Source organism: Mesorhizobium sp. LjRoot246 (genome assembly GCF_964254115.1).
In the GTDB taxonomy this organism is placed as follows: Bacteria; Pseudomonadota; Alphaproteobacteria; order Rhizobiales; family Rhizobiaceae; genus Mesorhizobium.
Map to the genome: position 1 here is coordinate 4,110,769 of NZ_CAXUSN020000001.1, position 20,071 is coordinate 4,130,839.

A 20,071-nucleotide genomic window follows, 5' to 3' on the forward strand; every position below is an offset into this window, starting at 1 on the left:
GGGACTGGGCGCTCTGTGGCAGGGGGCAGGACATGACCTTCGTGCGGAAGAACGAAAAGCGGTGACTTTTCAGGGTGCTCGGTATGGCCCGCCGTCACAATCTTGCCCGGTTCCGGCCACAATCGGTTAATACCGTGATAAACAATTCCTGCGCACAAAGGATCGGGGTTTTAGGCGTCGTTGGTATTTGTCGGGTGAGTGTTTTGGCTCCTCTGATGGTTGAACGCGGCGTCTTGAGTTGAGACTGAAGGGGACATCAGGAAAATGCAGGCTGTGACGCAACCGCGTCTTCGTCGCGCTGCCACAGTCGCGTTGTTCGCTATGTCGGCCGCCTTGCTGGCGGCTTGCGCGTCGCAGCCTGAGCCGAAAGCGATGGTCTACAAGAAGACCCGCTCTAAGGAATATTTCTCCGAATCCGAATATGGCGTGAAGGCAAGTCCGCGTGTTTTCTCCCGGAACGGGCGCATCCAGCGCGGCGGCGGCAGGGATCAGCTCGGCAAACCCTATCAGGTCCGCGGCAAGTGGTATTACCCCAAGGAAGACAAGCGCTACGCCAAGGTCGGCCTGGCCTCTTGGTACGGCGATGCCTTCCATGGCCGGCTTACCGCCAATGGCGAAGTCTACGACATGACGCATCTGACGGCGGCGCATCCAACCATGCCGCTGCCAAGCTATGCCCGCGTCACCAATCTCAAGACCGGCAGTTCGGTCATCGTTCGCGTCAACGATCGCGGTCCATACCACGAAGGCCGCATCATCGATGTGTCGGAGCGTGCCGCCCAGATGCTCGACTATGCCAACACCGGCACCGCCCAGGTGAAGGTCGAATATGTCGGCCGTGCACCGCTCGACGGCAATGACGACCAGTATCTGATGGCTTCCTACCACCCCGGCAACAGGGCGCCGGATCCGTCGGATGGACTGCCGACCGGCGTCATGGTGGCCATGAACGGGCCGTCGCCAAGCCTGCCTGCCGGCACCGCTGCCGTGCCGTTTCCGGGCCAGTTGACAGATTCCGGGGCTGTCCAGCCGGTGATGTCGGCACAAGCGCCGGCTTATGGCGATCTGGCGCTGCCCGATTTCGGGCCGATCGTGCCTGAGCGCCCGCAGATCAATCTGCCGCCGCAATCGCCGTTTGCCATGGCTTCGCTGTCCTATGCGGACGAGCGGGTCGAACGCGCCTCCAATGTTTTCGCCGCGCTGGATGGCGACGGCATGTCGCCATCCGACATCCTTCAATCGTGGAAGCGGCAGCAGCCGCCGGCCGGTCTGTCCACCGACTACGTCGCGGCCGGTTCGTTCGAGGATGCAGCGGAGGCCAAGCGCATTGCCGCTCAGCTTGCCGCATTCGGCAAGATCGAGATCCAGCGTTCGGAGCTCGATGGCGAAGATTGGTATTCGGTCAATCTCTATCCCGATGGCCACCGCAATCTGGACGATTTGCTCCAGGCAGCATGGTCGCATGGCGCGCCGGATGCACTGGCTGTGCGCAACTGAGCGCAAGCCAGGTCGGATTTCCGCTGCGCGGTTGATCCGCCGCGAAACGCGCGGTTGATCCGCTGCGGGAAAAGCCTGATACTTTTCGCGGGCTTGCCGGCGGTGCCGGCCAACGGGTCGAACATCATGCAATTTCGCTTGCTCCAGCCTCTCGCCGGGCTTCTGGTTTTCGGCCTCCTGCTGTTTTCCCAGAACCCAGCCCATGCACAGCTGTTCGAGACCAAGGCCGCGCAGGCCTTCATGATCGACGCCGAGACCGGAACGGTGTTGTTTTCGAAGGATGCCGACAAGCCGATCCCTCCGGCCTCAATGGCCAAGCTGATGACCATGGAAGTGGTGTTTAACGCCATCAAGTCCGGCCGCCTGAAGCTCGACGATACGTTCGTGGTCAGCGAAAACGCCTGGCGCAGAGGTGGCGCGCCTTCGGGAACATCGACGATGTTTGCCAAGCTCAAATCGTCGATCCGGCTCGAGGACCTGATTCTGGGCGTGACCGTGCAGGCGGCCAATGACGGCTGCATCGTCATCGCCGAAGGCATGTCCGGATCCGAAGACAATTTTGCCGCGCAGATGACCGAACGCGCTCGCCAGATCGGTCTCAAGACATCGACCTTCGTCAATTCGACCGGCCTGCCGGCGGATGGCCAGCAGACGACCGTGCGCGAACTGGCGCAGTTGGCCGTACACCTATGGCGCGATTATCCGGATTTCTATCGCTACTATGGCCAGAAGGATTTTACCTGGAACAAGATATTGCAGCGGAACCGCAATCCGCTTCTGGCGATGGACATCGGCGCCGACGGCCTGGTGGTCGGCGCCAGCGAGGCGTCGGGTTTCGGCATCGTCGGTTCGGTCAGCCACAACGGCACACGGGTGATCGCGGCGATGAGCGGGCTGGCCTCGGACAAGGAGCGTGCCGAAGAGGCGCGAAAGCTGCTCGACTGGGGTGTTCGCTCGTTCGAGAAGACCGAAATCTTCGCCAAGGATGAGGTGGTCGGCGAGGCCCAGGTTTTCGGCGGCGCGAAATCCGGGGTGATGCTGAAGGCCAAGGGTCCGATCGACATCTTCCTGCCGATCACCAACCGCGACAAGCTGACGGCCAGGATCGTCTACAACGGCCCGGTTGCAGCACCGGTGGAGGAGGGGCAACCGGTGGGCGCGCTGCGCGTCTGGATCGGCGATACGCTTAGCCAGGAGACGCCGCTTTTCGCCGCCGAATCGATCGGCGTCGGCACACTGCCGCAGCGCGCGCTCGATGCCGTCAAGGAACTGGCGGTCGGCTGGCTGCGCTAAGGCATGTCGCTCAAAAGTGGTCCCGGCTTTGGGGCAGGGCTATCGCCTACGGATTCTTGCGAAGAAGGACCCCCACCCTAACCCTCCCCACAAGGGGGAGGGAACGCTGCCGCGTGCCTCTAACTCTTCTTTGGCGCCGAAAAGACAGGCGATTTGCCCAGGGTAGGCGCCAACGGAAGTCTCCCTCCCCCTTGTGGGGAGGGGTTGGGGTGGGGGTCCGTGCCGGGCAGACATCTCAGGAATTCCATATGCATAACCTCGCGGTTTTTGGGCGAACGACATGCATAAAGGCAAAAAATTGACGGCATGGACGTTTTGCCGAGCGCGGACTATCTAGAGCAATACAATCCCATTTCAGGCATGGACAAGAAGGCCTCTCGGTTGGCACGCGGATTTTTCATCACCTTCGAAGGCGGCGAAGGAGCAGGCAAGTCGACGCAGATCGAGCGGCTGGCCAGGAAGATGCGCGCCAAGAAATACGATGTCCTGCTTACCCGTGAACCAGGCGGCTCGCCGGGCGCCGAAGCCGTCAGGCATGTGCTGCTTTCGGGCGCGGCCGAACCATTCGGGCCGAAGATGGAGGCGCTGCTTTTTGCCGCCGCGCGGTCCGACCATGTCGAACAAGTCATCCGGCCGGCGGTCGAGCGTGGCTCCGTCGTGCTTTGCGACCGCTTCCTCGATTCCTCACGCGTCTATCAGGGCGTCACCGGCGGCATCGACCCGGCGTTCATGGAGGCGCTGGAGCAGGTCGCCATCAACGGCATGATGCCCGACATGACGCTGATCTTCGATATCGATCCGGCGGAAGGCCTGAGGCGCGCAACGCTGCGGCGCGGCACCGAGGCAGTCGCCGACCGCTTCGAAAAGGAGACGCTGGCAATCCACCAGGCTCGCCGCGAGGCGTTCCTGGCGATCGCGGCTGCCGAGCCGGAACGCTGTATCGTGGTCGACGCAGCCGCCGATCCCGATGCGGTCGAGAATGTCGTCACTGCTGCCGTGTTCACGGCGCTGGAGGCAAGAACGCCGGCGCGCAACAGGCAGGCGACACCGGCATGATCTTCGAACGCATCGCACCCGAGCAGCACGACACGCTGGACGGCGTGCCGGAGCCATCCGAAACGCCATTTCTGATCGGGCACAGCCAAGCCGCGGGCATGCTCACCGCCGCCTATCGTTCGGGAAAGCTGCCGCATGCGCTGATCTTCTCCGGACCGGTCGGCATCGGCAAGGCGACGCTCGCCTTCCATCTTGCGCATCATTTGTTGAAGCACCCGGATTTCGTGCAGGCGCCGGAAAGCCTAGCCATTCCCGATCCAGCTTCGTCGCTGTTTCGCCAGATCGCCACCGGAGCGCATCCTTCGGTGTTGCATCTGACCCGGCCGTTGAACGACAAGACCAAGAGCTTCAAGTCGGTCGTCACCGTCGATGAAATCCGCAAGGTCAGCCGCTTCCTGTCGCTGACCTCGCATGACGGCAGCTACCGGGTCGTCATCGTCGACCCGGCCGACGACATGAACGCCAATGCCGCCAATGCCTTGCTGAAGAATCTTGAAGAGCCGCCGGCACGAACGCTTTTCATCCTGATCGTCCATGCTCCAGGCAGCCTACTGCCGACGATCCGGTCACGCTGCCAGGTGGTGCGATTGACGCCGCTCGACGCCGACGACCTGATGGCGGTGCTGGAAACGACCGAGCCGGCGCCACCTGACGATCCGGCGGCGCGCGCGGCACTGGCCGAGCGGGCAGGGGGCAGCGCCCGCAATGCGATCCTGTTGACGCAGTATGGCGGGTTGGAGATCGCTTCGACGCTCGACGCGTTGGTGACGGGCGAAAAGAGCGATGTCGGCGGTGCGTATCGCCTTGCCGAAGCCGTGGCCGGCCGCGACCAGGCGATCCAGTTCGATATCTTCAACCGCCGCGCGCTGGACTTGTTGTCGGATGCGGCAAGCCAGGCAGCATTGGCGGGCGATCTCCTACGGGCCAAAACGCTGTCGGACACTTGGCATGAGGCGCTGGACGCTATATCTGAGACCGACACCTACAATCTCGACAAGAAGCAGCACGCTTTGACCATGATCGACCGCCTGAATTCTGCAATGCGAATGTGACTGGGTTTCCGGGATCGGGATGGCAAATTCTGCCCCGATACGATATCCACCGCCACGCCTTTCCATTCAGACATTCATGACGGTCCATTCATGTCACGCGACAAATTCTACATCACCACCCCGATCTTTTATCCGAACGGCAAGCCGCATATCGGCCACGCCTATACGGTCATTGCAACCGACGCGCTGGCTCGCTTCCAGCGCCTGGACGGCAAGGACGTGTTCTTCCTGACCGGCACCGACGAACATGGCCTGAAGATGCAGCAGACGGCCGAGAAGGAAGGCATCACGCCTCTGGCGCTGGCCGACCGCAATTCGGCGATTTTCCGCGCGATGACCGAGGCGTTGGGCGGCTCGAATGACGACTACATTCGCACGACCGAGCCGCGCCACTACGAATCCTGCCAGGCAATCTGGAAGGCGATGGCCGCCAATGGCGACATCTATCTCGACCGCTATAGCGGCTGGTATTCGGTCCGCCAGGAAGCCTATTTCGACGAAGGCGAGACGACAGTCGGTGAGGATGGCGTGCGGCGTGAACCGCTTGGTTCGCCGGTCGAATGGAACGAGGAAGAAAGCTATTTCTTCCGGCTTTCCGCCTATCAGGACAAATTGCTGGCCCTTTATGACAGCCAGCCCGACTTCGTAGGACCGGCCGAACGGCGCAACGAGGTGCAGAGCTTCGTCCAGTCCGGGCTGAAAGATCTGTCGATCTCGCGCACGACCTTCAAATGGGGCGTGCCGGTGCCCGGCGACGACAAGCATGTGATGTATGTCTGGGTCGACGCCTTGACCAATTACATCACCGCCGCCGGCTATCCCGACATAAAGTCCGAGCAATGGCGCTATTGGCCGGCCACGCACATCATCGGCAAGGACATTGTCCGCTTCCATGCGGTCTATTGGCCGGCCTTTCTGCTGTCAGCCGGCATTGAGTTGCCGAAGCGCGTTTTCGCGCATGGGTTCCTGTTCAACCGCGGCGAGAAAATGTCGAAATCGGTTGGCAACGTCGTGGATCCCTTCGCGATGGTCGAGCACTACGGCCTCGACCAGGTGCGCTATTTCTTCCTGCGCGAGGTGCCGTTCGGCAACGACGGCAGCTACAGCCATGACGCGATCGTCAACCGCACCAATGCCGATCTTGCCAATGGTCTCGGCAACCTGGCGCAGCGTTCGCTGTCGATGATCGCCAAGAACTGCGGCGGCGTGGTGCCGCAGCGTGGCGAGTTGACGGATGCAGACAGAGCGATCCTGGATCAGGCCGCCGCCGCGCTCGACACCGCGCGCAAGGCGATCGCCGAGCAGGGCATCCATCTGGCGCTGGCAGCGATCTTCGGCGTGGTGGCGGAAGCCGATCGCTACTTCGCCGGCGAGGCACCATGGGCGTTGAAAAAGACCAACCCCGTACGCATGGAAACGGTGCTGTGGACGACCGCCGAAGTCGTGCGCCGCGTGGCGGTGCTGTGTCAGCCCTTCGTTCCGGGCTCGGCCAACAAACTGCTGGACCTGCTGGCGGTGCCGGCGGAGAGCCGCGATTTCGCGCATGTCCACGCGGACCATGCGCTGGTACCCGGCACTGCGTTGCCCGTGCCCGAAGGGGTGTTTCCGCGTTATGTCGACCAGCCGGACGCGAACGTCTGATGCTCGTCGACAGCCACTGCCATCTGGATTTTCCAGATTTCGCCGAGGAGCGGGCGGCCATTGTCGCCCGCGCCAGGGCGGCCGGTATAGGCCGCATGGTGACGATCTCGACCCGCGTGAAGCGGTTTCAGCAAATTCTTGAAATTGCAGAGGCTTTCGACGAAGTCTATTGCTCCGTCGGCACGCATCCGCACAATGTGGCGGAGGAGCTGGACGTCACCACCAACGAGCTTGTTCGCCTGGCATCTCACCCCAAGGTGGTGGCGATCGGCGAGGCCGGTCTCGACTATTTCTACGACAAGGCGCCACGCGATGCGCAGGCGCAAAGTTTTCGCACCCATGTCGCCGCAGCGCGTGAGACAGGGCTGCCGCTGGTCATCCATTCGCGCAATGCCGATGACGATATGGCTGATATTCTCGAGGATGAAACAGGGAAGGGCGCCTTCCCCTTCATCCTGCATTGCTTTTCTTCCGGACGCCGACTTGCCGAGGTGGGCGTCGCTCTCGGTGGCTACGTGTCGTTCTCAGGCATCCTGACCTTCAAGAATTCGGCTGAGTTGCGCGCCATTGCCGCCGATGTGCCGCATGACCGCCTGCTGGTCGAAACCGACGCGCCGTATCTGGCGCCCGTACCGTTTCGCGGCAAACGCAACGAGCCGGCCTATGTCGCGCACACAGCCAAGGTGCTGGCCGAAACGATCGGCGTCAGCGAGACTGAAATCGCTGATCTAACGACGGGCAATTTCTTTCGGCTGTTCGGCAAGATGCCGCGGCCTGTCGAGCAAAGCGCCTGAACGATGACCGACCGGCTGCGCCTCACCATTCTCGGCTGCGGCTCGTCGCCGGGCACGCCGCGCATCACCGGCGACTGGGGCAATTGCGATCCGGACAATCCGAAGAACCGGCGCATGCGCACCGCTGCACTGGTCGAGCGGATCGCGGCCAACGGCAGCCGCACGACTGTCGTCATCGACACCGGGCCTGATTTCCGCCAGCAGATGCTGCTGGCGTCGGTCAAGCGCCTTGACGCGGCCGTTTATACGCATCCGCATGCCGACCATATCCATGGCATCGACGATCTGCGCGGTTTCGTTCTCGACCAGCGCCAGCTGATCGATATCCATGCCGACATGGCGACGATGCTTCGGCTGCGGGAAGCGTTCGGATATTGTTTCGAGACGCCGCAAGGCAGTTCCTATCCGCCGATCGTCAGGCCGCATCTCATCGACCATGCCAGGCCGGTGGTCATCGAAGGAGAGGGGGGTGCCCTCACCCTCGAGCCGTTGCCGCAGATCCATGGCGACATCATATCGCTCGGTTTTCGCATCGGCGCGCTCGCCTATTGCCCCGACATCAGCGGCTTTCCGGAGGCCACCGCGCAACGGCTGCGCGACCTCGACGTGCTGATCATCGACGCGCTGCAGTACCGGACGCACCCAAGTCACCTGTCGCTTGGCGAGGCGCTTGAATGGATCGGGCGATTGGCGCCAAGACACGCCGTGCTGACGCATATGCATGTGCCGCTCGACTACGCCACGGTGATGGCCGAGACACCTGCCAACGTCGATCCGGCCTATGATGGGATGGCGATTGAAATCCCTTATGAATCAGTGTGATGCGAATAGAGGTTCATGAGGGCTTTTGGCTCCTTGGCGCAAATATCAGCAGCGTCCCAATCCGCTCGTAGCCAATCCGGGGATAAAGCAGCGCCCCGGCATGGGTTGCAGCCAGCACCGAGCACCTCGACCCACGCGCCCGATCGTCGTGCAGCATTTTCGACATCAAAGCCTGGCCAATGCCGCGACGCCGGTGCGAAGGCTCGACATACATGCTCGAACACCACGTGGCTCCCACGGCATCCAAGCTGCGCACGCGCCCAACGATATCGACGCCATCGACTGCCACATACTGGCGGAACGGCGCGCTGTCGCCGAGCAAATCCTCAGCAATCGGCTGCCTGCGGATGATCTTTCCCAACTGCGCCGCCCGTTCGGCCGTCTCTACGCGTTCGACCGAAGCAACCGCTGGCGGGCTCGGAATCTGGTGCAATCGGTGGACGAAAAAGCCTTCTGTCCGAAGCAGCCGGTAGCCGAGAGCTTTGTAGGCGGTTCGTGTCGGCTCGTCCGGATCCTCGTTCGCGATCACAACGGAAATGGCAAAGCCCGGCCGTGCATGCTGCCGCACTATGGTATCGGCCTGTTGAGCGGCGACGTCGTGGACGACCCATTCCTCGCCGCGGTAGTCGCGAGGATTCTTGCGCGCGGCGTCGCGCATCAGCCACAACGGTCCGACGCGGCTGGCCTCGTAAGGAAAGGTGCGGCTTCTGTCGGCGCTGTAGCCATGCACGAACACCTCGATCGCCGCTTCGATGTCGCCGTTTGCCTTCTTCATTTCGACAGCCTAGCGTTGGCTATCCGCTCAAGGCAATACGCCACAATTGGCTCAAGCCTATGAAAATCAGAAGCAATTTTCGGCCCCTGGCCAACGTGTCAGTTCCATAATCTATCTTATGCGACTTTGATTGATGGGGATGGGGGACATCAAGGCATCTTCGAAGCAACCTCCCAAAGCGCCCAGGCTTTGCGGCGTGGGTCCGCCACCGCCCGCGTAAATTGCAGCGCTTCGGACGGCTTGCCCGTTTCGGCAAGCGCGGCGGCGGCGAAGGTGACCAGCGTTTCCTTGTCGTAGTCGTTCGTCGCGGAATCGATGAAGGTTTGCGCAACCGGCAGGTAGCCGGACAAGGTCAGCGCTCGAACCAGGCCACGGGCCATACGGTCGCGGTTGAAGTTGATAGGGTCATCGCGCATCGCCTTCTCGATGACGGCGAAGACTTCCGGCTGGCGGGCACGTTCCGCAACGTTGATGAAGGCATAGGCCCGGTCGGACGCAGGAAGTGTCTGTGCAAGGTCGATTGCCTTTTGCCACTGCCCCGTGGCGGCCAGTGCATAGATCACTTCCGGCGCGACATAGGGGTAGTCGTCGGGCGGCACCTGCGCCAACGAGACCAGGACCGCGTCGGCCGCCGCCTTGTCCTTCGTCTTCGTCGCAATGTAGGCCTTGCGGCGAACGGCGCTTGGATCGGATGAGGTCAGGTAAGGCAGCATCGGTTTGGCGCGCTCGGTCTCGCCGCCGAAATAGAGCGCTTCCGCGGCCAGCCCGGCCAACTCCTCCCGCTCTGTCTCCGGCACGTCGCCCAGATGCTTCACCGCTTCCGCCACACGGCCGGCGCGTAAATTGCCGAGCACCTGCCAATAGCTAAGCTGGAACGGATACTGAGGCTGGATGGCTTTCAGCAAGGCTGCGAGTTTGTCCTCGCGGCCCAGTTCAATAAGAACCGGGCCGATGACGAAGGCGTATTCAGTCTCCGACGTTTCGAGGCGTGAAAGGGTCGCTTGCAGATCGGCCAGACGGTCGGCGCGGGCAAAAGCGGCGATCAGGTCGGCCAACGCGATCGTGTCCGTCTTCTTCAACTGAGCCGCGAATTCGAGCGCCAGATCGAGTCGCCCAGCGCGAGACGCTGCCTCGACCATGCTACCGTAGGGCAAGTTCTCCGTCGTCAGCGGTGCCGCGGTGCGGATCGCGTCCGCGGCCATGTCGAGGGCGCAGGATTGTGTCGGCTTGGCCTGGCACATAAGCGCGGTCAGGCTTTCCTGGGCTAAGCCGGCGCCGGGCGCGGCGAGCAGCAGAGCGGCAAGAACCAAACGACGCATCGAATGCCTCCGGAAAGTGCGCTTTCACCGCATTGGGCTTTGGCCCGACTGGATCGCGTGCGACGATACACCTAAGCAGAGATTCGTTGGTTGGCCAACAGATCGTGGTAGAGCACCGCCCTACTCCAGAATGACCACGGCTTCCGCCTGTTGTTGGATGACGATTGGGATGGTGCTTTCCGGAAAGGCCTCGACTTCCTGTTCGACGGCCTCTCTCCCAGATAATGAACTCTTGCTTGCTGGATTCTTGATGCCACTTTCGGCAGGCGTTTGCCTTTACAGGCAGGTCTGGTAGCGCTACCGTTTCATCATCGCGCGTGACCAGGGAGGAGCTTGGGAGCTGTCGCGGCCAGATAGAAAGCGGTTTCCTTCGACGACGTCGCAGGAGTCTGTCGGGAGGAAATTGATGGCCTCAGTCGCGATCGGCGATGTCTACAAATCGTTCGGGTCCGTCGAGATCCTCCACGGCGTCAGCGTGGATATAAAAGACGGCGAGTTCGTCACGCTGGTCGGGCCGTCGGGCTGCGGAAAATCGACCCTTCTCAGGATGATAGCCGGCCTGGAAAAGATTTCGCGCGGCCAGATCGCGATTGGCGACCGTGTCGTCAACAATTTGGCGCCGAAAGAACGCGACGTCGCCATGGTCTTCCAGAACTACGCGCTCTACCCGCACATGACAGTCGCCGAGAACATGGCGTTCTCGTTGATGCTCAAGGGTGTTTCGAAGGCCGAAAGCGGTGCCGGCGTTCAACGCGCCGCCGAAATCCTGGGATTGGTGCCGTTGCTGGCGCGCTATCCGCGACAGCTTTCCGGCGGCCAGCGCCAGCGCGTCGCCATGGGTCGGGCGATCGTGCGCGATCCGGCTGTCTTCCTCTTCGACGAGCCGCTGTCCAATCTCGACGCCAAGCTCCGCGTGCAGATGCGCGCCGAGATCAAGGAACTGCACCAGCGCCTGAAGACGACGACAGTCTATGTCACTCACGACCAGATCGAAGCCATGACCATGGCCGACAAGATCGTGGTCATGCACGACGGCATCGTCGAGCAGATCGGGCCGCCGCTGGAACTGTATGACCGGCCGAACAATCTCTTCGTCGCCAGCTTTATCGGCTCGCCGGCGATGAATTTGCTCAGGGGTGAAATTGCCACCGACGGCTCCCCGTCCTTTCGCGGCTCGGGAGGGATTTCAGTCCCGCTGGCCTCGGCACTTTCCGTCGGCAATGGCGAGCCGGTGGTGCTGGGAATACGGCCCGAGCATTTGCGGCTGTCCGACGACCAGGGCATTCCGGTCACCGTCGCGGTGGTCGAGCCGACAGGGTCCGAAGTGCAGCTCATAGGCCGGACAGAAGGTGGCGAAGAGATCGTCGCGAACTTCCGGGAACGCCATTCCTTCACGCCGGGCGAGACCGTCCGGCTTACGGCAGAGCCCGGCCTCATCCATCTCTTTCACGGTGAAACCGGACAGCGGTTTGAAACACGAGCCGAGCAGTAGGACCTCACGGCAAGGAAATCGACAGGAGGAGACGAGCATGAAATTCACCAGACGTGACGTGATCCGCACCACCGCCGGCGCCGCGGCGGGCGTCCTGGGAAGCCGCTTCGCCGGCTCTCCCGCCTTCGCCCAGCAGGCATTGACATACAAGCCCGAGGACGGTGCAAAGCTGCGGCTGCTGCGTTGGTCGCCGTTCGTGCAGGGCGATGAGGACCAATGGCTGGCCAATACCAAACGGTTCACCGAGGCCACAGGCGTCGAGGTTCGAGTCGACAAGGAAAGCTGGGAGGACATTCGCCCCAAGGCGGCGGTTGCCGCCAATGTCGGCTCCGGCCCAGACCTCATGTTCGTCTGGTTCGACGACCCGCATCAGTATCCCGACAAGCTTCACGATGTGTCGGGACTGGGTGAGTATCTCGGCGCAAAATACGGTGGCTGGCACGACGGGCCAAAGCAATATGCGACACGTGACGGGAAGTTCATCGGCCTGCCGCTGGCCACCATCGGCAATGCCATAGTCTATCGCGAAAGCTGGGTGAAGGAGGCCGGCTTCTCGGAGTTTCCGAAGGACACCGCAGGCTTCCTCGATCTCTGCAAGGCCTTGCAGGCGAAGGGACATCCCGCCGGCTTCACGCATGGCCATGGCGTCGGCGACGGCAACAACTACGCTCACTGGCTGCTCTGGAGCCATGGCGGCCAGATGGTCGATGAGGGCGGAAAGGTGACGATCAACAGCCCCGAGACGCTCAAGGCGATCGAATACGCGCAGGAGCTCTACAAGACCTTCATCCCCGGCACCGAAAGCTGGCTCGATGTCAACAACAACCGCGCTTTCCTGGCCGGCGAACTGGGGGTGATCGCCAATGGAATTTCCGCCTACAACACGGCCAAGATCAACAAGGACAAAGATCCAAAGCTGGCTGAAATCGCCAAGGACATACGCACGACCAATCTGCCGATCGGTCCTGTCGGCAAATCCGTCGAGCTGTTCCAGGTGACGACGGCCGTGATTTTCGACTACACGCCCTACCCCAACGCGGCCAAGGCCTATCTGCAGTTCATGTTCGAGGCTCCGCAAATGTCGGACTGGATCACCTCCTCGGCGGGCTACTGCTGCCAGACACTCAAGGCCTTCGACAACAATCCGGTGTGGACGGCCGACCCGAACAATGCCGCTTACGCGAAAGCCTCGGCGACGCTGCGTCCCAACGGCTATGCCGGGCCGCTCGGCTACGCTTCGGCGGCGACCATGGCCGATTATGTCCTGGTCGATATGTTCGCCAAGGCCGTGACAGGTCAGGCCACACCGCAGGAGGCTATGGAAGAGGCGGAGAAGCGAGCAAACCGGTACTATCGCGTTTGATCGCCACGCAGCCGGGCGGCCACGAGCGCTGCCCGGCCTGGTTCCGGATTCGCGTGGCGGCCGCTCGGGTCGCGATGCACCAGACTTCGTGAGGAGCCATCTCATGGCCGTGCCTTCTGCCGCCGTTCAGCCGCGTCCGTCGATCCTGGCGCGGAGCCTGTCGTCCCTGGCCGAAAGCCGGAACGCCCTTGGCTTCAGCTTCATGTTGCCGGCGGCAGCGCTGCTGCTGGTGTTCCTGACCTATCCGCTCGGGCTCGGCGTCTGGCTCGGCTTCACCGATGCCCGCATCGGCCGGCCTGGCATCTTCATAGGCGTCGAGAACTATCAATATCTGTGGAGTGACGCCGTCTTCTGGCTCTCCGTCTTCAACACCCTGCTCTACACGATCAGCGCTTCTATCCTGAAATTCGTGCTCGGCCTCTGGCTGGCGCTTATCCTCAATCAGAACCTTCCGTTCAAATCGTTCTTCCGCGCGATTGTCCTGCTGCCGTGGGTGGTCCCGACCGTGCTGTCGGCCATCGCTTTCTGGTGGATCTATGATTCGCAGTTCTCCATTCTGTCGTGGGCGCTTATGGAAATGGGCCTGATCGACCATCGCATCAATTTCCTCGGCGATCCGGAGAATGCGCGCGCGTCGGTCATCGCCGCCAATGTCTGGCGAGGTATTCCGTTCGTGGCCATCACACTGCTTGCAGGCTTGCAGACGATTCCCCAGTCGCTTTACGAGGCCGCCACGCTCGACGGCGCCAGCCGCTGGCAATTGTTCCGCTATGTGACACTGCCGCTGCTGACGCCGATCATCGCCATCACCATGACCTTTTCGGTGCTGTTCACCTTCACCGATTTCCAGCTGATCTATGTATTGACCCGCGGCGGGCCGGTGAATGCCACGCATCTGATGGCGACATTGTCGTTTCAGCGCGGCATCTCCGGAGGCCAGCTTGGCGAGGGCGCCGCAATCGCGGTCGCTATGATCCCATTCCTGCTTGCGGCGATTCTGTTCAGCTATTTCGGCCTGCAACGCCGCAAATGGCAGCAGGGCGGCGGAGACTGACAATGGCCGAGACTGCAAAAACCAAACGTCCGGAACTCGACGAAGGCGGCATGGGCTACCTTCAAAGTCTGCCGCGCCGCGTGGTGACGGTCTATTTGCCGTTGCTGGTGTTCGTCATCGTGCTGCTGTTCCCGTTTTACTGGATGACGATCACGGCCGTTAAGCCCAATCTCGAAATGACCGATTATGCAAATTTCAATCCGTTCTGGGTCGTGCACCCGACCTTGGAACACATCCGCTATCTCCTCTTCGACACGTCCTATCCGGGCTGGCTGCTCAACACGATCATCATCTCGACGGCCGCCACGTTCCTGTCGCTGCTGGCTGCAGTGTTCGCGGCCTATGCAATCGAACGGCTACGTTTTTCCGGGGCACGACAGGTTGGTCTCGCAGTCTTCCTTGCCTATCTTGTGCCGCCCTCAATCCTGTTCATCCCGCTGTCGGTGATGGTGTTCAACCTCGGGCTCTACGACACGCCCTTTGCGCTCATCCTCACCTACCCAACCTTCCTGATCCCGTTCTGCACCTGGCTGCTGATGGGGTATTTCCGTTCCATCCCGTTCGAACTGGAAGAATGCGCGCTGATTGATGGGGCGAGCCGGTGGCAGATCCTCACCAAGATCGTACTGCCACTGTCGGTGCCCGGCCTGATTTCGGCCGGCATATTCGCATTCACCCTTTCATGGAACGAGTTCATCTATGCCCTGACATTCATCCAGTCTTCCGAAAACAAGACCGTACCGGTCGGGGTGCTCACGGAGCTTGTCCGCTCCGACGTTTATGAATGGGGAGCGCTGATGGCGGGAGCGCTGATCGGCTCCTTGCCGGTGGTCGTGCTCTATTCATTCTTTGTCGAGCACTACGTTTCCTCGATGACCGGCGCGGTGAAAGAATAGCCAGGTTTGCTCGATCATGAGGTATGTTCCGGTGGCCGAGAATGCCGACGCAGGCACAAGGCCGTCGGTCGATAGTTGCCGGTAGAACCGAAATTCAACCGACCATCTTAGGACGCCACGGAATGCCCTCCTCGCCTCCCTTTCTCGGCTTTCCCGACCGCCTCGCAGATGACCGCGTGCCCCGTGTGGCGATCTTCGGAGCCGGCCACGGAAGCACTTATCCCGGCAAGGATAGCGGCGGCCACGCCTTGGCGGCCGATGCCATCCGCGCTGCGAGCCAGGACGATGCCGCGCTCGTTGAGCACTGGGATTTCGATCTCGGCGGCCCGCTCTTCGACGGCAAGCCGGTCTCTTGCATCGACGCCGGCGATATCGCGACCACCATGCATGACAATGCCGGCAACCGGTTCCGAATCGAGGCGAAGACGCGCGAGGTTCTGGCATTGCCGGCTGTGCCGATCCTGCTTGGCGGCGACTGTTCCGTGACCATTCCTTTCCTTGCCGGCTTTGCGGATCGCGAGCCGATCTGGGTCCTGCAGATCGACGCCCATATCGACTGGCGCGATGAGGTGCATGGCGAACGCCACGGCTATTCGAGCCCGATGCACCGGGCGAGTGAGATGCCGCATGTAGCCGGCATGGTGCAGGTCGGACTGCGCAGTGTCGGCAGCGCGCGCATCACCGAAATCGAAGCGGCACGGCGCTATGGCAGCCGCTTCGTGACCGCCCGCGAGGTTCACGCCCAGGGCGTCGAAGCGGCACTCCGGCATATTCCGCAAGGTGCGCGGGTCGTCGTCACCCTCGATTGCGACAGCCTCGATCCCGGCATCATGCCGGGCGTCGCGGCGCGCACGCCAGGCGGCCTCACCTACACGCAAATGATCGACCTGATCGCCGGCCTTGGCAGGCGGGCCAGGATCGCGGGATTCGACCTTGTCGAGTTCTATCCTCCAGCCGACATCGACGGTCTGTCGGCCCTGACCGCCGCGCGCCTTCTCGTCAACATAGTCGGCACCATCGTCCGGCAGGTTTGATATTAAAACCCTGCTAACCGGCCACCGTTCAGGGAACCGGCGGCAATTCGGGCGCATCCAGTCCTTTGAAAGGATCGCGCCAGGCGTCGATCTCCTCAAGCCCACGATACCAGCGGCTGAGAGAGAAATAGTCGTCGAGCGGCAGTCTGGCGGCTTCGTTGAACGGCAGAAAGGTCGCCATTCGGAAGTCGGCATAGGAAACCGAATTTCCGACCAGCCATTCCCGCTCGGCAAGCACGGGATCAAGTATTGCCGCGGCCGTGTGGAACTGTCTTAGCCCCCCCTCCACCCGCTCCTGATCGATCGGACCTATGCCATACCGCTGCTTGGTGCCACGTTCGAAATGCACCGTGTCGCAGGCGAATGTGAAGTGCTCCTTGCCCCAGCTCAGCCACCGGATCATCTCAGGTTCATCATCGCCGGTGCGCCAGAAATCCGATTGCGCATCGCGCGAGAGCCGGCAGGCTATGGCGTCCGCCTCCCAAAGGCTCTTTCCCTCGCCTTCCGCGAGGATGGGCAGTGAGAGATTGGGATTTAACCGGCGAAATTTCTCCGCTTGCCCCGGAGCGAATGGCGAGGCGAATTCAAATTCGACTTTCGCGTCGAGGTAGCGTGCCACCGCGACCGCGAGTCTGGGATTGGGATTACGGCTGAAGTACAGCTTCATTGGGCACCGCTGGTGTGGCTGGATCTGGCGATCACGGGTGTCACAGCAGCCGGATCTGATAGCTCAGCACGCGCTTTGCTTCAGGCGCGATCAGCATCACGCCTGGCTTGTCGACAAAGTCGCCGTCGAAATCCACCGGACTTGCGATGCCGTGCCAGGGTTCGATGCAAAGGAATGGCGCGGCGCCCGGCTTTGACCAGACGCCCAATTCCCGAAATCCCTGCCAGGACATCTCGATCGCCGGACCACGCTCGGCGGCATAGCGCACGCTGGTGCTGGCGGGTTGATCGAGAATGACCGCGTCCTCGTCGAACAGCCGTTCGGAGAGCTTGAGGATGTTGCCTTCGACGGGCGTCGGTTGCGACGCCGGCAACAGCAAACCGTCCTTCAGGCGGCGGATCGGCGCGGGCTCGTCGTCAGCAAAGGTTAACCCATAATCCGTCTTGGCCAGATCCGGCAGCAAGGGCCAATTGAATGCCGGGTGCGCGCCGATCGATGCCGGCAACGGCTCGTCGCCGGTGTTGGTGATGTCAAACGTCACGCCTAGCTGCCGGTGGTCCAGCGTGTAGGTCACTTCAAGGCGAAAGGCGAAGGGGTAATGCGCGCTTGTATCGGCGTCGTCGGTGAGGACCAACGTGCAGGACCCTGGCCCCCTCTGCGCCCAGGCGAACGGCTTATCGCGCGCGAAGCCGTGCTGGGTCATCAGATAGGTCTGGCCTTGATAGCGCAGCTGGTCGCCCTTCAGCCGCCCGACGATCGGGAACAGCACCGGCGAGTGACGCCGCCATTCCGGCCCGGCCTGCCAGAGAAACTCCGTGCCGTCGGCATCGCGCAGGGAGACCAGTTCGGCGCCCTGCCCGACGACGGTCGCCGAGATGCCGTCACCGTGAAGCGTCAGGCTGTCTTGTTCCATGCATCCTCGCGGCTGTCTGCCGGCAGGCTAGCAAAGGGCAACGCCTGAACTCAAGAGCGGCAGACCTATATCGTATCTCACTCAGCTGTGATGAGCGATCCACCGCGGACATGGCAAATGCTGCCTCAAATGAAAACCGTGGCCGGAGGTTGCCCTCCGGCCACGGCAAGATGTGGAGTGTTGCCTGCTACGGTCCGGATTACTCGCGCTCGCCAGTGAAGTTCAGCAGCAGCTGGAAAATGTTGATGAAGTTCAGATAGAGCGAGAAGGCGCCGAAGACGGCGAGCTTCTGGCGCGATTCCGCGTCGAAGTTCTCGGCATACTGTTCCTTGATCGTCTGCGTGTCCCAGGCGGTCAGGCCGATGAACACGGCAATGCCGATCACCGAGATGGCGAATTGCAGCGCCGTCGAGCCGAGGAAGATGTTGACGATGCTGGCGATCACCACGCCGATCAGGCCCATGATCAGGAACGACGAGAACTGGGTCAGGTCGCGCCTGGTCGTGTAGCCGTAGAGGCTGGTAGCGCCGAACATGGTGGCGGCGATAAAGAAGGTGCGCGCGATGCTGGTTCCGGTGAAGACCAGGAACACCGACGCGAGCGACAGGCCCATCACCGCGCAGAAAGCCCAGAACATCGCCTGGGCACTGGCCGCCGACATGGTCTGCATCTTGAACGAGAACAGCATGACGAAGGCGAGCGGCGCCAGCATCACCGCCCATTTCAGCGGGCTGGAGAAGATCGGCACGTAGAGCGCCGGGGTCGACGAGATCATGAAGGCGACGAGGCCGGTGACCACGAGGCCGACGCCCATGTAGTTGTATACTCGCAGCATGTGCTGGCGCAGGCCCTCATCGAAGATGGCTCCGGTTTGGGCGCCGGCGCCGACGCGATATCCCAGATTGGGGGTGTTCATTTGCGTTCTCCTTTGTGGATCGATCAGTAAAGCGTCTTGGCGAGCGTCTCGGCGGCGCGGTCGAGATCGTGGACCTCGCTTCGTCCGACCACCGCGTAGGCGACCTCGCCGATCTGGAAATAGGCCGAGGAAATGTCGCCCGAGGGCGCCACGGTCGGCTTGACGACGTCGAAGCTTCCCGGCCGGATCGCGAACAGCGACACCAGCCCCATGTCCTTGGTCTCGACCGCCATCTCGACGCTCGGTCCAAAGCGCGACGGATAGATCTGCACGTCGCGGACCCTCCAGTCGGTCGGCAGCGACGGCATGACGATGGCGGTGGCGGCGCGGATCTCGCCCGCGTTGTAATTGGGCGCTTCCGGCTGCGACGGCATGCTCTCGCGCACCAGCGTCGTCCTGTGGGCGCGCACCGCCTCGTCGACATAGGCGGGCGGCTGCGGCGAGGCGACAACCTTGGTCACCGACATCGGCCCGATGATGCCGTTCGCCAGCCAGCCGGCGGCGACGAAGACGGCAACCACCGCCGCGCGCTGCAGCACGCCGAAGATGCGGCCGCGGGCAAGTCCCCTCTCCAGCCGCCGCGCGGCATCGGCGGTCGCGGGCCGCGCCATGCCCTTGGAGCCGGCGAGCGCCACGCGCAGTTCATCGCGGGTTCGAAGATCCGACATCACGCGCGCAGCCGCTTCCGGGCGGGTCGACAGAAATGCCTCCACCTCTATGCGGCGAGCGACGTCGATCTGGTCGTCGACATAGGCGTCGAGGTCGATATCTGTCACGGGATCGACAGTTGCTGTCATGATGGGCCTCCAACGATCCTGAGATGATTTTTCGCCTTCGCGGGCTCTTCCATCTCACGCAGTGCGGCACGCGCCCTGCCGATGCGTGACATCAGCGTTCCCAGCGGCACGCCGCTGGCATCGGCCGCCTGCTGGTAGGAAAGGCCTTCGATGGCGACGAGGTGCAGCGCTGAACGCTGTTCTTCCGGCAGGCTGAAAAAGGCTTGGCGCACCTGCGCCAGACGCACCGAATGCTCCTGCGGCGCCGGCGTGCTGCCGTCGGCCAGATATCCGGCCTGTTCGAGGCGCGCCGCTTCGGACCTGCGCGACCGCATCTTGTCGATGAAAGTGTTGTGGACGATCGACAGCAGCCAGGCGCGCAGGTTTCCGCCGGAGCGAAAGGTGCCGCGCCGTTCATAGGCCCGCACCAGCGCATCATGCACGAGATCCTCGGCATCCGAACTGTCGCGCGTCAGCGAGCGCGCGTAGCGGCGCAGCGAACCAAGCTGTCCTATGATGTCAAAGCGTGGCATCGACGGTTTCATGTCCTGTTTACGGAGCATGTGGGGATTTTAATCCCGAGGTCGCCAATTTTTCGCCGGACCGTGCGATCGGCGGCGCGGCATCAATGTCGGCGCGAACGGCCGTTGCCGCCAGGGCGGCGGGAAAAGCGCTGGCGAAACGCGACCGATTTGCGTATCACTCCGCCGC

At 62.2% G+C, this 20,071-nt stretch carries 19 protein-coding genes; 12 read left to right on the forward strand and 7 right to left on the reverse strand.

The window, feature by feature from the left end; genetic code table 11:
- Nucleotides 1-264 precede the first annotated feature (264 nt).
- The 7 genes from ACSQ3L_RS19955 to ACSQ3L_RS19985 all read left to right on the forward strand — a co-directional run bounded on the left by ACSQ3L_RS19955 (nucleotide 265) and on the right by ACSQ3L_RS19985 (nucleotide 8,155).
- The gene (locus ACSQ3L_RS19955; protein ID WP_436161504.1) at nucleotides 265-1,497 is read left to right on the forward strand and encodes a septal ring lytic transglycosylase RlpA family protein; all 1,233 of its coding nucleotides are present in this window, start codon (nucleotides 265-267) and stop codon (nucleotides 1,495-1,497) included.
- Between the two features lie 126 nt (nucleotides 1,498-1,623).
- Nucleotides 1,624-2,790 (forward strand): D-alanyl-D-alanine carboxypeptidase family protein, encoded by a 1,167-nt coding sequence (locus ACSQ3L_RS19960; RefSeq protein WP_436161505.1) that lies wholly within the window; start codon nucleotides 1,624-1,626, stop codon nucleotides 2,788-2,790.
- Nucleotides 2,791-3,171: 381 nt separating this feature from the next.
- Nucleotides 3,172-3,846 (forward strand): dTMP kinase, encoded by a 675-nt coding sequence (gene tmk / locus ACSQ3L_RS19965; protein WP_436163488.1) that lies wholly within the window; start codon nucleotides 3,172-3,174, stop codon nucleotides 3,844-3,846.
- Nucleotides 3,843-4,898 (forward strand): DNA polymerase III subunit delta', encoded by a 1,056-nt coding sequence (locus ACSQ3L_RS19970; protein ID WP_436161506.1) that lies wholly within the window; start codon nucleotides 3,843-3,845, stop codon nucleotides 4,896-4,898. The genes tmk and ACSQ3L_RS19970 overlap by 4 nt, the downstream gene beginning before the upstream one ends.
- Before the next feature lie 90 nt (nucleotides 4,899-4,988).
- Nucleotides 4,989-6,539: a methionine--tRNA ligase gene (gene metG / locus ACSQ3L_RS19975; RefSeq protein ID WP_436161507.1), complete on the forward strand. Its 1,551-nt coding sequence runs from the start codon at nucleotides 4,989-4,991 to the stop codon at nucleotides 6,537-6,539.
- Nucleotides 6,539-7,333: a TatD family hydrolase gene (locus ACSQ3L_RS19980; RefSeq protein ID WP_436161508.1), complete on the forward strand. Its 795-nt coding sequence runs from the start codon at nucleotides 6,539-6,541 to the stop codon at nucleotides 7,331-7,333. The genes metG and ACSQ3L_RS19980 overlap by 1 nt, the downstream gene beginning before the upstream one ends.
- Before the next feature lie 3 nt (nucleotides 7,334-7,336).
- Nucleotides 7,337-8,155, forward strand: a complete 819-nt coding sequence (locus ACSQ3L_RS19985; RefSeq protein ID WP_436161509.1) for an MBL fold metallo-hydrolase — start codon at nucleotides 7,337-7,339, stop codon at nucleotides 8,153-8,155.
- Nucleotides 8,156-8,168: 13 nt separating this feature from the next.
- On the opposite strand, the gene ACSQ3L_RS19990 is transcribed toward ACSQ3L_RS19985, so the two are convergent.
- On the reverse strand, nucleotides 8,169-8,930 hold the full coding sequence (locus tag ACSQ3L_RS19990; RefSeq protein WP_436161510.1) for a GNAT family N-acetyltransferase: 762 nt from the start codon (nucleotides 8,928-8,930) through the stop codon (nucleotides 8,169-8,171).
- Between the two features lie 149 nt (nucleotides 8,931-9,079).
- Entirely contained in the window at nucleotides 9,080-10,249 is a 1,170-nt protein-coding gene (locus tag ACSQ3L_RS19995; RefSeq protein ID WP_436161511.1) for a hypothetical protein, read from the reverse strand.
- A gap of 406 nt (nucleotides 10,250-10,655) precedes the next feature.
- On the opposite strand from ACSQ3L_RS19995, the gene ACSQ3L_RS20000 reads away from it, so the two are divergent.
- The 5 genes from ACSQ3L_RS20000 to ACSQ3L_RS20020 all read left to right on the forward strand — a co-directional run bounded on the left by ACSQ3L_RS20000 (nucleotide 10,656) and on the right by ACSQ3L_RS20020 (nucleotide 16,088).
- On the forward strand, nucleotides 10,656-11,741 hold the full coding sequence (locus ACSQ3L_RS20000; protein WP_436161512.1) for an ABC transporter ATP-binding protein: 1,086 nt from the start codon (nucleotides 10,656-10,658) through the stop codon (nucleotides 11,739-11,741).
- 37 nt (nucleotides 11,742-11,778) lie between these two features.
- On the forward strand, nucleotides 11,779-13,104 hold the full coding sequence (locus ACSQ3L_RS20005; RefSeq protein ID WP_436161513.1) for an ABC transporter substrate-binding protein: 1,326 nt from the start codon (nucleotides 11,779-11,781) through the stop codon (nucleotides 13,102-13,104).
- Nucleotides 13,105-13,306: 202 nt separating this feature from the next.
- Nucleotides 13,307-14,158 (forward strand): carbohydrate ABC transporter permease, encoded by an 852-nt coding sequence (locus ACSQ3L_RS20010; RefSeq protein ID WP_436163489.1) that lies wholly within the window; start codon nucleotides 13,307-13,309, stop codon nucleotides 14,156-14,158.
- Nucleotides 14,159-14,160: 2 nt separating this feature from the next.
- On the forward strand, nucleotides 14,161-15,054 hold the full coding sequence (locus ACSQ3L_RS20015) for a carbohydrate ABC transporter permease (RefSeq protein WP_436161514.1): 894 nt from the start codon (nucleotides 14,161-14,163) through the stop codon (nucleotides 15,052-15,054).
- A gap of 122 nt (nucleotides 15,055-15,176) precedes the next feature.
- Nucleotides 15,177-16,088, forward strand: coding sequence for an agmatinase (locus tag ACSQ3L_RS20020; protein ID WP_436161515.1), 912 nt, complete (start codon nucleotides 15,177-15,179; stop codon nucleotides 16,086-16,088).
- A 28-nt stretch (nucleotides 16,089-16,116) separates the two neighbouring features.
- On the opposite strand, the gene ACSQ3L_RS20025 is transcribed toward ACSQ3L_RS20020, so the two are convergent.
- The 5 genes from ACSQ3L_RS20025 to ACSQ3L_RS20045 all read right to left on the reverse strand — a co-directional run bounded on the left by ACSQ3L_RS20025 (nucleotide 16,117) and on the right by ACSQ3L_RS20045 (nucleotide 19,893).
- Nucleotides 16,117-16,755 carry a glutathione S-transferase family protein gene (locus ACSQ3L_RS20025; protein WP_436161516.1) on the reverse strand — a complete coding sequence of 213 codons (639 nt, stop codon included), beginning with the start codon at nucleotides 16,753-16,755 and terminating at the stop codon, nucleotides 16,117-16,119.
- A gap of 40 nt (nucleotides 16,756-16,795) precedes the next feature.
- Complete coding sequence (locus ACSQ3L_RS20030) at nucleotides 16,796-17,668, reverse strand: aldose 1-epimerase family protein (RefSeq protein ID WP_436161517.1); 873 nt, start codon at nucleotides 17,666-17,668, stop codon at nucleotides 16,796-16,798.
- 199 nt (nucleotides 17,669-17,867) lie between these two features.
- Nucleotides 17,868-18,584, reverse strand: coding sequence for a Bax inhibitor-1/YccA family protein (locus tag ACSQ3L_RS20035; protein ID WP_436161518.1), 717 nt, complete (start codon nucleotides 18,582-18,584; stop codon nucleotides 17,868-17,870).
- A 23-nt stretch (nucleotides 18,585-18,607) separates the two neighbouring features.
- Entirely contained in the window at nucleotides 18,608-19,381 is a 774-nt protein-coding gene (locus ACSQ3L_RS20040) for an anti-sigma factor family protein (protein ID WP_436161519.1), read from the reverse strand.
- On the reverse strand, nucleotides 19,378-19,893 hold the full coding sequence (locus ACSQ3L_RS20045; RefSeq protein ID WP_436161520.1) for a sigma-70 family RNA polymerase sigma factor: 516 nt from the start codon (nucleotides 19,891-19,893) through the stop codon (nucleotides 19,378-19,380). Before ACSQ3L_RS20045 ends, ACSQ3L_RS20040 begins: the two co-directional genes overlap by 4 nt.
- Between the last annotated feature and the right edge of the window lie 178 nt (nucleotides 19,894-20,071).

Bases quoted from the DNA above. Each gene is read 5' to 3' on its own strand.
- ACSQ3L_RS19955 (WP_436161504.1), top strand. From the start codon at position 265: ATGCAGGCTGTGACGCAACCGCGTCTTCGTCGCGCTGCCACAGTCGCG.
- ACSQ3L_RS19960 (WP_436161505.1), top strand. From the start codon at position 1,624: ATGCAATTTCGCTTGCTCCAGCCTCTCGCCGGGCTTCTGGTTTTCGGC.
- ACSQ3L_RS19970 (WP_436161506.1), top strand. From the start codon at position 3,843: ATGATCTTCGAACGCATCGCACCCGAGCAGCACGACACGCTGGACGGC.
- metG (WP_436161507.1), top strand. From the start codon at position 4,989: ATGTCACGCGACAAATTCTACATCACCACCCCGATCTTTTATCCGAAC.
- ACSQ3L_RS19980 (WP_436161508.1), top strand. From the start codon at position 6,539: ATGCTCGTCGACAGCCACTGCCATCTGGATTTTCCAGATTTCGCCGAG.
- ACSQ3L_RS19985 (WP_436161509.1), top strand. From the start codon at position 7,337: ATGACCGACCGGCTGCGCCTCACCATTCTCGGCTGCGGCTCGTCGCCG.
- ACSQ3L_RS19990 (WP_436161510.1), bottom strand. From the start codon at position 8,930: ATGAAGAAGGCAAACGGCGACATCGAAGCGGCGATCGAGGTGTTCGTG.
- ACSQ3L_RS19995 (WP_436161511.1), bottom strand. From the start codon at position 10,249: ATGCGTCGTTTGGTTCTTGCCGCTCTGCTGCTCGCCGCGCCCGGCGCC.
- ACSQ3L_RS20000 (WP_436161512.1), top strand. From the start codon at position 10,656: ATGGCCTCAGTCGCGATCGGCGATGTCTACAAATCGTTCGGGTCCGTC.
- ACSQ3L_RS20005 (WP_436161513.1), top strand. From the start codon at position 11,779: ATGAAATTCACCAGACGTGACGTGATCCGCACCACCGCCGGCGCCGCG.
- ACSQ3L_RS20010 (WP_436163489.1), top strand. From the start codon at position 13,307: ATGTTGCCGGCGGCAGCGCTGCTGCTGGTGTTCCTGACCTATCCGCTC.
- ACSQ3L_RS20015 (WP_436161514.1), top strand. From the start codon at position 14,161: ATGGCCGAGACTGCAAAAACCAAACGTCCGGAACTCGACGAAGGCGGC.
- ACSQ3L_RS20020 (WP_436161515.1), top strand. From the start codon at position 15,177: ATGCCCTCCTCGCCTCCCTTTCTCGGCTTTCCCGACCGCCTCGCAGAT.
- ACSQ3L_RS20025 (WP_436161516.1), bottom strand. From the start codon at position 16,755: ATGAAGCTGTACTTCAGCCGTAATCCCAATCCCAGACTCGCGGTCGCG.
- ACSQ3L_RS20030 (WP_436161517.1), bottom strand. From the start codon at position 17,668: ATGGAACAAGACAGCCTGACGCTTCACGGTGACGGCATCTCGGCGACC.
- ACSQ3L_RS20035 (WP_436161518.1), bottom strand. From the start codon at position 18,584: ATGAACACCCCCAATCTGGGATATCGCGTCGGCGCCGGCGCCCAAACC.
- ACSQ3L_RS20040 (WP_436161519.1), bottom strand. From the start codon at position 19,381: ATGACAGCAACTGTCGATCCCGTGACAGATATCGACCTCGACGCCTAT.
- ACSQ3L_RS20045 (WP_436161520.1), bottom strand. From the start codon at position 19,893: ATGCCACGCTTTGACATCATAGGACAGCTTGGTTCGCTGCGCCGCTAC.